The following is a 10,043-nucleotide window of genomic DNA, read 5'->3' on the forward strand; positions in this document are numbered from 1 at the left end:
CCCGACCGGCCCCCGCCTCGGCCTGATCCTCGGCGTCGTCGCGGCGGTCGCGATCGTGGCGGCGGTCGCTTGGCTGGCACTCAAGTAAGGAACGGCGAGGGCGCGCCTCGACCGTGCGGCGCCTCGGCGGCTGCGGCGGGGCGCGCCCCATGGCTGTACGACGCTCTCGAGCGGGGTGCGGCTCGGTGGAACGGGGCTCCGACGCGCCACCCCGCCGATCCGCCCGCGTCACACGAGCGGGGACGAGAGTCCACACCTCCAGGTCCGCCCGGTCGCGCCTCTCCCGCCCGCGCCTCCGCACGGACGCCCTCGCCCTGTCCCGCAGACCAGAGCCGTACCCGCCCCAGCCGCGCCCAGGACACACGCCCCGGCCCGTACTCACCCGGCCGCACCCGCCCCTGGCCGGCCCTCTGTCAGCCCCGGTCCGCCCGACGGAGTCATTCCCACCGCACCGACACGTCCCGTGTCTCCACGTGCATGCCCAGGGGGACGCGCCAGGCGTCCACGCACACCGTCCAGGTGGCGCGCTCGCGGGCGCCGGGGGCGATCGGCGTGGGGAGGTTCTCCGTGGACTCGATCGTCGCCCAGTCGATGCCCAGGGCGCCGATGACGTGCGTTCCCAGTGTCACCGAGCCCGAACGGACCGCCGTACCGCCGGAGTTGTGGAAGGTGAGCGTCACCTGCTCGCACCACCGGCGGTCCGTGGCGGCGCGTTCGGGCTCGCTGACGTCCAGGACGGCAGGGCCGGCGGGCGGGGCAGTAGCAGTAGCAGTGGCAGTGGGAGTGGGAGGCGGGGATGAACCAGGCACCGGGGAGGGGGACTTGGAAGGGCCGGCGGGTGCCTGGGGCGGGGCGGGGCTGGTCCGCACGCCGGGCGACGGAGGTCGTGGGCCCGAGGCCGGCGGGGGTGCCGCTCTGCGGCGGGCGGGGTGCCGGCTCGGCCTCGCGCGGGGGTGGGTACCCGGACTCGGACTCCCCGTCGTCCAGCGGTATCAACCGGACCCCGGCCGTGGGCGGCGCCGCGGCGCCCGAGGGACCCGGTGCCGCGCCTGTCGCCACGTAACCCCCGTCTGGGCCGCCGCCCCCGGCGGCCAGGAGTCCGAGTCCTGCCGTACACATGACGACGGCCGCCGACGCGCCCAGTACGGCGCCCCGGCGGCCCTGTGTCCACGTTGGCCGGCGCATCGCGCCAGTGTGGCTGACGGTTCGTCAGGAAGGAACCCCGCGGACGGGCGCGGACCCGGTGAGGGGCCCGCTCGGTGGCTCAGTCGGAGATCAGGCCCTCGCGGAGCTGGGACAGCGTGCGCGTGAGGAGGCGCGAGACGTGCATCTGGGAGATGCCGACCTCCTCGCCGATCTGCGACTGCGTCATGTTGGCGAAGAAGCGCAGCATGATGATGCGCCGCTCGCGCGGCGGAAGCTTGGCCAGCAGGGGCTTCAGCGACTCGCGGTACTCCACGCCCTCCAGTGCCGTGTCCTCGTAGCCGAGGCGGTCGGCGAGGGAGCCCTCGCCGCCGTCGTCCTCGGGGGCCGGGGAGTCGAGGGAGGAGGCCGTGTACGCGTTGCCGACGGCCAGGCCGTCGACCACGTCCTCCTCGGACACGCCGAGGACGACGGCCAGTTCGGCCACCGTCGGCGAGCGGTCCAGCTTCTGGGCGAGTTCGTCGCTGGCCTTGGTGAGGGCCAGCCGCAGCTCCTGGAGGCGGCGCGGGACGCGCACCGACCACGAGGTGTCGCGGAAGAAGCGCTTGATCTCGCCCACGACCGTCGGCATCGCGAAGGTCGGGAACTCGACGCCCCGTTCGCAGTCGAAGCGGTCGATCGCCTTGATCAGGCCGATGGTGCCGACCTGGACGATGTCCTCCATCGGCTCGTTGCGCGAACGGAAGCGTGCTGCCGCGTACCGCACGAGCGGGAGGTTCAGCTCGATGAGCGTGTCCCGGACGTACGCGCGTTCGGGGCTCTCCTCGTCGAGCGCGGCCAGCCGCAGGAACAGGGAGCGGGACAGGGTGCGGGTGTCGATGGCCCCCGTGGCCGGAAGGGCCGGGACGGGAGCGGCCTCGAGGGCCGTGACGGCGTCGAGCACGTCGGGCTCGACGGGCGTGACGGGCTCGGTGGGCGCGGACTCGCTCTTTGTGAGCATGAGCACCTTCGAGCTGCCCTGGTCTGCGGACATGCCACCCCCTTTGGGTCGCGGGACGGTCGTGACGAACGCTCCGGATCGAGGAACGCCAGCCTTCACCTGAATACCGGAGCCGAAGCCCCGGCAAACGCGCTTCCGGCAGAATGTCACATGTCGGCAACACGCTGTAGTGACATGTCGACATGTGAGTCACGAATCGGCCCTGGAAAGAGGGGGTGTGACGGTGTTTCAGCACAGTTCGGCCCGGAAGCGCCCCGCTGAGTGATTCGCCCGTGGCGGTGATGGATCGCTCCCGCGTTCGGTTACGCGTTCCCACCCCGAAGGAGTAGCTCCGGAAGGAGTACTCCTGGAAGGAGCACCTCCAAAGGGCTACCCCGGACGGCTACCCCGGGGGACCGGAGGGCTACCCCGGAGGACCGGACGGCTACCCCGGAGGACCGGAGGGCTACCCCGGAGGGTGGCGCTCCACCTCCGGCGGAGGCTCCTCAGGCGTCGATGCGGTTCGCCGACCGCAGCCGCTGGAAGCTGCGCGCCAGGAGGCGTGAGACGTGCATCTGGGAGACCCCGAGTTCCGCGCTGATCTGGGACTGGGTCAGATTGCTGTAGTAACGCAGCAGCAGGATGCGCTGCTCGCGTTCGGGAAGCTGGACCAGGAGGTGGCGGACCAGGTCGCGGTGCTCCACCCCGTCCAGCGCCGGATCCTCGTAACCGAGCCGGTCCAGCAGCCCGGGCGGCCCGTCGCCCTCCTGCGCGGCCTCCAGCGAGGTCGCGTGGTACGAGCGGCCGGCCTCGATGCAGGACAGCACCTCGTGCTCGGGGATGCGCAGCCGCTCGGCGATCTCGGCGGTGGTCGGCGTACGGCCGAAGGCGGTGGTCAGGTCCTCCGTCGCGCTGTTGACCTGCACCCACAACTCGTGCAGCCGGCGCGGTACGTGCACGGTGCGCACGTTGTCGCGGAAGTACCGCTTGATCTCGCCGACGACCGTCGGCATGGCGAAGGTCGGGAACTGCACGCCCCGGTCGGGGTCGAAGCGGTCGATGGCGTTGATCAGGCCGATGGTGCCGACCTGGACGACGTCCTCCATCGGTTCGTTGCGGGAGCGGAAGCGTCCGGCGGCGTAGCGGACGAGCGGAAGGTTGGCCTCGATGAGCGCCCCGCGTACGCGGTCGTGCTCCGGCGTGCCCGGCTGGAGGTTCTTCAACTCGGCGAAGAGCACCTGGGTCAGTGCCCGGGTGTCCGCGCCGCGCCGCCGCTCGGGCGTCGTCGGGGAGGGAGCCTCTTCCTGAGGCGGCGCAGTACTGGCCGGCACGGTCAACGCCACCTCTTCGTCAGGTCAACTTCGGTCAACTCATCCATCAAAAGCGGTCATAGCATCACAAGACATGTGCACTGTGTGCAAGCACCCCATAACACCGTGTTGAAGGAGAAGTTGGCCGCAGGACGCGCGAAAGCCCCCCGCCGTTCCGGCGGAGGGCTCAGTGGGGGCGCTTCAGAACGAGTAGTCGGCGACCACCCAGGTGGCGAACTCGCGCCAGAGCGCGACACCGGCCTGGTGCGCCGGGTGCTCGATGTACCGCTTGAGGGCGTCCGCGTCCTCGACCGCCGAGTTGATCGCGAAGTCGTAGGCGATGGGCCGGTCGCTGATGTTCCAGCCCAGCTCCCAGAAGCGCAGCTCGTCGATCTGCCCGCCGAGGGCACGGAAGGCCGCTTCGCCCTCCACCACCCGGGGGTCGTCCCGGGTGACGCCCTCGTTGAGCTTGAAGAGGACCAGATGGCGGATCAAGGGCACTCCCAGTGGCTACGGCCGCGCGGCGGCTTCTAGTTCGCCCCGTCGGCGAGCCAGGTGAAGAAGTCGCCGATGGCGCTGGCGGCGTCCGATATGCCCTCGAAGCCTATCTGGACGTAGTCCGCCGCCTTCTCGGGGTCCGTGATGATCACGTAGAGCACGAAGACCACGAGTGCGTAGACGGCGATCTTCTTTGCGTTCACCGCCACCGCGGCCTCCCTCTGAGTACTGCCCCTAGGGCCCCCTGTTGCCGGCCGAGAGTGTAACCCTCACATCATCATTTCGACCGACCAACACCACCACGCCCGGGGCGGTTTCGGGGGATACGCGGCGTGGGCCGTACAGCAAGACACCCCCTGACCCGTGTCGCCACGGTTCAGGGGGTGTCATCAGCGGTAGCGGAGGGATTTGAACCCTCGGTGACTTGCGCCACACTCGCTTTCGAGGCGAGCTCCTTCGGCCGCTCGGACACGCTACCGAGAGAGACCTTACAACAAGGTGAGCCCCGCTTTGAAATCGGATTCGCGGAAGGATCAGCGGGAGCGGAAGAACTCGGTGAGCAGCCCGGCGCAGTCCTCGGCGAGGACTCCCCCGATCACTTCGGGGCGGTGGTTGAGCCGCCGGTCGCGGACGACGTCCCAGAGGGAGCCGGCCGCGCCCGCCTTGTCGTCGCGGGCGCCGTAGACGACCCGGTCCACGCGGGACTGGACGAGTGCGCCCGCGCACATCGTGCACGGTTCCAGCGTCACGACGAGGGTGCAGCCCGTCAGCCGCCACTCCCCGGTCCGCGCGGCGGCCCGCCGCAGGGCGAGCACCTCCGCGTGGGCCGTGGGGTCGCCGCCCGCCTCGCGTTCGTTGTGGCCGGTCGCGAGGACGGTGGTGCCGTCGGCGCCCAGTACGACGGCGCCGACGGGGACGTCACCGCCGCGGGCGGCCAGCGCGGCCTCGTCGATGGCGAGCCGCATCGCGGCCCGCCATCGGTCACGTACGGGGTCGGCGGGCCGGCCCCCCTCGGTCGGTGCAGTCAGCGGACGGTCTCCAGGACCTCCGAGGCCCCGAGGGACTCGGCGATCTCGGTGAGCGCGTCCGAGGACAGCGACCTCAGTTCCTTCTCGCCGACGCCGAGGTCGTCGAGGATGCCGGCGTCGCCGACGGGGCCGTGCGGCACCGCCTCGACCGGACCGGCGCTCTCCACGCCGTCGTCGTCCTCGTCCCCGTCGTCGTTCTCGTCGTCACCGTCCTCGGTGCCGTCGAGGTCGAGGACGTCCAGGTCGTCGGCGTCACCCGGATCTCGGCCGAGCAGTTCGTCGGTGAGCAGGATCTCGCCGTAGGAACTGCGGGCGGCGGCGCTCGCGTCGGAGACGAAGATGCGCGGGTCCTCCTCGCCGTCGATGCGGACGACCCCGAACCAGGAGTCCTCCTGCTCGATCAGCACGAGGACGGTGTCCTCGTCGGGAGAGGCTTCCCGGGCCAGGTCGGCCAGATCCGACAGGGTTTCCACATCGTCGAGCTCTGTGTCGCTCGCTTCCCACCCGTCTTCGGTGCGCGCGAGCAGTGCGGCGAAGTACACCGTGACTCTCCCACTGGTCATAGGCGTGCCGGTTGGGGGTCCCCCCGGCGGAGGTTGCGGGCGGGGAGAGCTCGGGCTCCGAGCCCCACCCACTCGGAATCGTGGCAGAAACAAGACGTCCAGGGGACGTCTTCGGCTCCCTGTGTCCGGACGTTTTGATCGCGGGTCCACGGGGACGTCCGCGAGCAATCCACCAGCGCACTCGTTGCCACCACCGCGGATCGTACGCGGCTTTGCCGTACGGCCACGCACGCCCACCCCGTAACGCGCGCGCCGTCGGCGATCTTCCCAACGGGCGCCGGGCGGGCGGCTACCAGCGGAAGGTGCGCATGCGCATCGCGTGTCGGAGCCGGGCGGTCTTGGCGCGGCGCGGCTGGACGCGGTCGCGCAGTTCGCGGGCCTCGGCCAGGTCGCGCAGGAACTGGGCGCGTCGCCGACGCCGCTCGCCCTCGGTCTCCGCGGGCCCCGCCGACGATCTCCTCGACGGTTCCCCCGGTCGTGCCGCCGCGTGCTCTGGCAGGTCAGCCATTGGTCCACCACCCTGGTCCGTGTCCACCCACCTTCCCTGCGCGGGGCGGTTTGATGCCCACGGATCCCCAACCCCGAGGGAGAAGCTCACTGTGTGTGGGGACGCCGGGCCGGTCGGGCCCGGTTACTGTTGTGGACATGCGTCTCCACGTCGTCGACCACCCCTTGGTCGCCCACAAGCTCACCACGCTGCGCGACCGCCGCACGGACTCCGCGACCTTCCGTCGCCTCGCCGACGAGCTGGTCACCCTGCTCGCCTACGAGGCCACGCGGGACGTGCGTACCGAGCAGGTCGACATCGTGACGCCGGTCTCCGGCACCACCGGTGTCAAGCTCGCCCGTCCGCGTCCGCTGGTGGTGCCGATCCTGCGGGCCGGTCTCGGGATGCTGGACGGCATGGTCCGGCTGCTGCCGACCGCCGAGGTCGGCTTCATGGGCATGATCCGCGACGAGACGACCCTCCAGGCCTCCACGTACGCCACGCGCATGCCGGAGGACCTGTCCGGCCGTCAGGTGTACGTCCTGGACCCGATGCTGGCCACCGGCGGCACGCTGGTCGCCGCGATCCGCGAGCTGATCCGGCGGGGCGCCGACGACGTCACCGCGGTGGTGCTGCTGGCCGCGCCCGAGGGCGTCGAGATCATGGAGCGCGAGCTGGCGGGTTCCCCGGTCACCGTCGTCACGGCGGCCGTCGACGACCACCTCAACGAGCACGGCTACATCGTCCCGGGCCTGGGCGACGCGGGCGACCGCCTGTACGGCGCGGCCGAGTAGTACCGCCGTACCTGACGACGAGTACCTGCCGTACCTGGCGACGAGTACCCGCCGTACCTGAGGGGTACGGCGCTCAGCAGTCCTTCTTCGTGGTCGCCGTCGGCTTCGGCGCGGCCAGCGCCGTCAGTGCCCTGGTCGCCTCCGGCAGGCCGGTCAGCGTCTTGAAGCCGTTGCCGATGATCAGGTCGATCGCGGTGCCCTTGTGGGCGGCGTCGGTGCGGCGCTCGGCGGTGGTGAGCTGGGTGGCCAGGACCGGCAGCGAGGTGTTGAGGGACGAGGCGGGGCCGAGCAGTACGCCGGTGCCGGTGACCTTCTTGTCGTACTGCGGGCCCGCGTTGCCCACCTCGCCGATCCGGAAGCCGCGCTTCTTGAGTTCGTCGGCGGTCGTCTTGGCGAGGCCGCTGCGGGTGGTGGCGTTGAAGACGTTCACGGTGATCTGCGCGGGCTTCGGCAGCACGGCCGGGGACGCGCTGGCCGCGGGGCTCGCCTTGGTCAGGCAGCCCTTCGTGCCGGCCGCCGACGCGGTGCCCCCGCCGCCGGTGAAGACGTCGATGAGCTGAACGGTTCCCCAGCCGGCCACGCCGAGCACGGCTCCGCAGGCGACGACCGCGCCGACCAGCCTGCCGCGTCGCCGGTGCGGGCGCATCCGGGGGTACTTGTCCCCCGTGATCCGGTATCGGCCGCCCATGCCGGGGGGAGTCAGCATGCTCATGAGCGCAGCGTAGTGCGCCGGAGCGGCCATGCCTACTAGATGATCATTCGACAGCGCGCAGAGCACCCGAAAGGGCCAACCGGCAGGGGGCCGGGGAGTGCGGGTGGGTGGCTCGGGGCCTGCTCAGTCCAGTTCGAGCACGCGCGCGTGGAGCACCTGGCGCTGCTGGAGGGCGGCCCGGACCGCGCGGTGGAGGCCGTCCTCCAGGTACAGGTCGCCCTGCCACTTCACGACATGCGCGAAGAGGTCGCCGTAGAAGGTCGAGTCCTCCGCGAGCAGGGTTTCCAGGTCTAGCTGCTGCTTGGTGGTCACCAGCTGATCGAGGCGGACCGGGCGCGGCGCGACGTCCGCCCACTGCCGGGTGCTTTCCCGGCCGTGGTCGGGGTACGGCCGGCCGTTTCCGATGCGCTTGAAGATCACACGGAAAGCCTACCGGTCCAGACGTTCCGGGCGCAGCCATGGTGGCGGAGTGCGAGGCTGGAAAAGACGTGACGAACAGGTGTATAACGGAACGAGGGGCTGTCGATGAGTCTGCCGCCGAGCGCCGCCGGGATCGCCGCCGGGTACGCCTTCACCGGCCCCGCCCTCGATCTCGGCGCCCTGCTGTGGGACGGGAGCTGTCTGCCCCGGGCGCAGGTCCGCATCCCGCTGCCCGTCCTCAACCGGCACGGTCTGGTCGCGGGCGCCACCGGCACCGGCAAGACCAAGACGCTCCAGCTCATCGCCGAGCAGCTCTCCGCGCACGGGGTGCCGGTCTTCCTCGCGGACGTCAAGGGAGACCTGTCCGGGATCTCCGCGCCGGGCGTCTCGAACGCCAAGGTCGCCTCCCGCTCCGCCGAGGTCGGACAGCAGTGGGCGGGCACCGGCTTCCCGGCCGAGTTCTACGCTCTCGGCGGCCTGGGCCACGGCATCCCGCTGCGGGCCACGATCACCAGCTTCGGCCCGCTGCTGCTGTCCAAGGTGCTCCAGCTCAACCAGACCCAGGAGCAGTCCCTCGGCCTGGTCTTCCACTACGCCGACCGGAAGGGCCTCGAGCTGGTCGACCTGAAGGACCTGCGGTCGGTCGTCGCCTTCCTGACCTCCGACGAAGGCAGGAGCGAGCTGAAGGGCATCGGCGGTCTGTCGACGGCCACGGCCGGTGTGATCCTGCGGTCCCTCACCGCCTTCGAGGCGCAGGGCATGTCCGACTTCTTCGGCGAACCGGAGTTCGACACGGCCGCGTTCCTGCGTACGGCGGACGACGGCCGCGGGATCGTCTCCGTCCTCGAACTGCCCGCCGTCCAGGACAAGCCACAGTTGTTCTCCACCTTCCTGATGTGGCTCCTGGCCGACCTCTTCCACGACCTCCCGGAGGTCGGCGACACCGACAGGCCCAAGCTCGTCTTCTTCCTCGACGAGGCGCATCTGCTCTTCGACGACGCCTCCGAGGCCTTCCTCGACGCCATCACCCGGACCGTGCGGCTCATCCGCTCGAAAGGGGTCGGCGTGTTCTTCGTCACGCAGACCCCGAAGGACGTGCCCGGCGATGTCCTCGCCCAGCTGGGCAACCGGGTCCAGCACGCCCTGCGGGCCTTCACCCCGGACGACCAGAAGGCCCTCAAGGCCACGGTGAGGACCTTCCCCGACTCCGCCTACGACCTGGAGGAACTGCTCACCGGCCTGGGCACCGGCGAAGCCGTCGTCACCGTCCTCAGCGAGAACGGCGCCCCTACGCCGGTCGCCGCGACCCGGCTGCGCGCGCCCGAGTCCCTGATGGGACCGGTCGACGGGGCGGCCCTGGACCGGTCGGTGCGGGAGTCCGCGCTGTACGGGCGCTATGCACAGGCTGTGGACAGGGAGTCGGCGTACGAGAAGCTGGCGGCGCGGGCCACCGAGGACGTCGTGACGGCGGAGCGGCCCGCCGAGGACGTCGTGACGGCGGAGCGGCCCGCGACCCGTGAGGAACCCGGGAAGGCCGGGAAGGCCGGGAAGTCGGGGGAACCGGGGAAGGCCGGGAAGCCGGGTAAGGCCGAGGAGGACCGTTCCGTCGTGGAACAGGTCGTCGGCAGCGGGATGTTCAAGTCGCTGGCGCGGTCCGTCGGCACGCAGATCGGGCGGGAGATCACGCGCTCCCTGTTCGGCACCGCACGGCGGAGGCGGTAGGTCCGCCTCCGCCGGTTCGTCAGCGACCCCGGTCGTTCTCCGGGACCGGCCGCGCCTTCTGCCGGTCGGTGATGTCGGTCCGCGGTTTCATCGGCGTACTGCGGGCGGCCTCCGCGCGCACCAGGGCGCGCAGGATCGCGTACGGGTCTGTCGGCATGGCTCGGGTCCTTCTGTCTCTCGAAGCGTCGAGCTGACGGTCCTCCTCGGGGCGGAGCGAGCCGGTCAGCAGCGCAGGACCACCGTGTGCCGGGTGTCCAGGGGGTTCAGCGGGTGCGGTGACCGAGGTGGCGCGGGGAGCGTACGGCCGGGCGGGACGGTGGGTGCCGGGGCCGGGCGGGGGTCCACGGCGCGGCGGGCGGGGGCCGGGTCCGGTTCACCTCCGGGACC

Annotated in this window: 13 protein-coding genes and 1 tRNA gene; 2 read left to right on the top strand and 12 right to left on the bottom strand. The window is 71.2% G+C overall.

Annotated features, from left to right (window positions below):
• Positions 1–437: 437 nt before the first annotated feature.
• The 9 genes from BM536_RS43275 to BM536_RS40400 all read right to left on the bottom strand — a co-directional run bounded on the left by BM536_RS43275 (position 438) and on the right by BM536_RS40400 (position 6,029).
• Positions 438–680 carry a hypothetical protein gene (locus tag BM536_RS43275; RefSeq protein WP_245873848.1) on the bottom strand — a complete coding sequence of 81 codons (243 nt, stop codon included), beginning with the start codon at positions 678–680 and terminating at the stop codon, positions 438–440.
• A 584-nt stretch (positions 681–1,264) separates the two neighbouring features.
• Positions 1,265–2,176, bottom strand: coding sequence for an RNA polymerase sigma factor SigF (locus tag BM536_RS28740; protein ID WP_073499217.1), 912 nt, complete (start codon positions 2,174–2,176; stop codon positions 1,265–1,267).
• 452 nt (positions 2,177–2,628) lie between these two features.
• The gene (locus BM536_RS28745) at positions 2,629–3,465 is read right to left on the bottom strand and encodes an RNA polymerase sigma factor SigF (protein ID WP_073499215.1); all 837 of its coding nucleotides are present in this window, start codon (positions 3,463–3,465) and stop codon (positions 2,629–2,631) included.
• Between the two features lie 168 nt (positions 3,466–3,633).
• A complete protein-coding gene (locus BM536_RS28750; RefSeq protein ID WP_073499223.1) occupies positions 3,634–3,927 on the bottom strand; it encodes a Dabb family protein in 294 nt (97 codons plus the stop codon).
• 35 nt (positions 3,928–3,962) lie between these two features.
• Positions 3,963–4,139: a hypothetical protein gene (locus BM536_RS41415; RefSeq protein ID WP_094103681.1), complete on the bottom strand. Its 177-nt coding sequence runs from the start codon at positions 4,137–4,139 to the stop codon at positions 3,963–3,965.
• Between the two features lie 184 nt (positions 4,140–4,323).
• Positions 4,324–4,408, bottom strand: a tRNA-Ser gene (locus BM536_RS28760).
• Positions 4,409–4,463: 55 nt separating this feature from the next.
• The gene (gene tadA / locus BM536_RS28765; protein WP_073499213.1) at positions 4,464–4,895 is read right to left on the bottom strand and encodes a tRNA adenosine(34) deaminase TadA; all 432 of its coding nucleotides are present in this window, start codon (positions 4,893–4,895) and stop codon (positions 4,464–4,466) included.
• Between the two features lie 59 nt (positions 4,896–4,954).
• Positions 4,955–5,500, bottom strand: coding sequence for a tRNA adenosine deaminase-associated protein (locus tag BM536_RS28770; protein ID WP_073499211.1), 546 nt, complete (start codon positions 5,498–5,500; stop codon positions 4,955–4,957).
• 310 nt (positions 5,501–5,810) lie between these two features.
• Positions 5,811–6,029, bottom strand: coding sequence for a hypothetical protein (locus tag BM536_RS40400; protein ID WP_073499209.1), 219 nt, complete (start codon positions 6,027–6,029; stop codon positions 5,811–5,813).
• A gap of 137 nt (positions 6,030–6,166) precedes the next feature.
• Between BM536_RS40400 and upp the strand changes: the two genes are divergently transcribed.
• Positions 6,167–6,802: a uracil phosphoribosyltransferase gene (gene upp / locus BM536_RS28780; protein WP_073499221.1), complete on the top strand. Its 636-nt coding sequence runs from the start codon at positions 6,167–6,169 to the stop codon at positions 6,800–6,802.
• Between the two features lie 73 nt (positions 6,803–6,875).
• Here upp and BM536_RS28785 read toward each other — a convergent pair whose 3' ends face one another.
• Together BM536_RS28785 and BM536_RS28790 are read right to left on the bottom strand one after the other, a co-directional pair.
• The gene (locus BM536_RS28785) at positions 6,876–7,514 is read right to left on the bottom strand and encodes a LytR C-terminal domain-containing protein (protein WP_245873849.1); all 639 of its coding nucleotides are present in this window, start codon (positions 7,512–7,514) and stop codon (positions 6,876–6,878) included.
• Positions 7,515–7,637: 123 nt separating this feature from the next.
• Entirely contained in the window at positions 7,638–7,934 is a 297-nt protein-coding gene (locus BM536_RS28790) for a type II toxin-antitoxin system VapB family antitoxin (RefSeq protein WP_004943146.1), read from the bottom strand.
• Positions 7,935–8,039: 105 nt separating this feature from the next.
• Between BM536_RS28790 and BM536_RS28795 the strand changes: the two genes are divergently transcribed.
• Positions 8,040–9,656 (top strand): helicase HerA-like domain-containing protein, encoded by a 1,617-nt coding sequence (locus tag BM536_RS28795; RefSeq protein ID WP_073499207.1) that lies wholly within the window; start codon positions 8,040–8,042, stop codon positions 9,654–9,656.
• A 19-nt stretch (positions 9,657–9,675) separates the two neighbouring features.
• On the opposite strand, the gene BM536_RS41420 is transcribed toward BM536_RS28795, so the two are convergent.
• Positions 9,676–9,813 (bottom strand): hypothetical protein, encoded by a 138-nt coding sequence (locus tag BM536_RS41420; protein WP_170109964.1) that lies wholly within the window; start codon positions 9,811–9,813, stop codon positions 9,676–9,678.
• Between the last annotated feature and the right edge of the window lie 230 nt (positions 9,814–10,043).

This window comes from Streptomyces phaeoluteigriseus, assembly GCF_001896135.2.
Classification (GTDB): domain Bacteria; phylum Actinomycetota; class Actinomycetes; order Streptomycetales; family Streptomycetaceae; genus Streptomyces; species Streptomyces phaeoluteigriseus.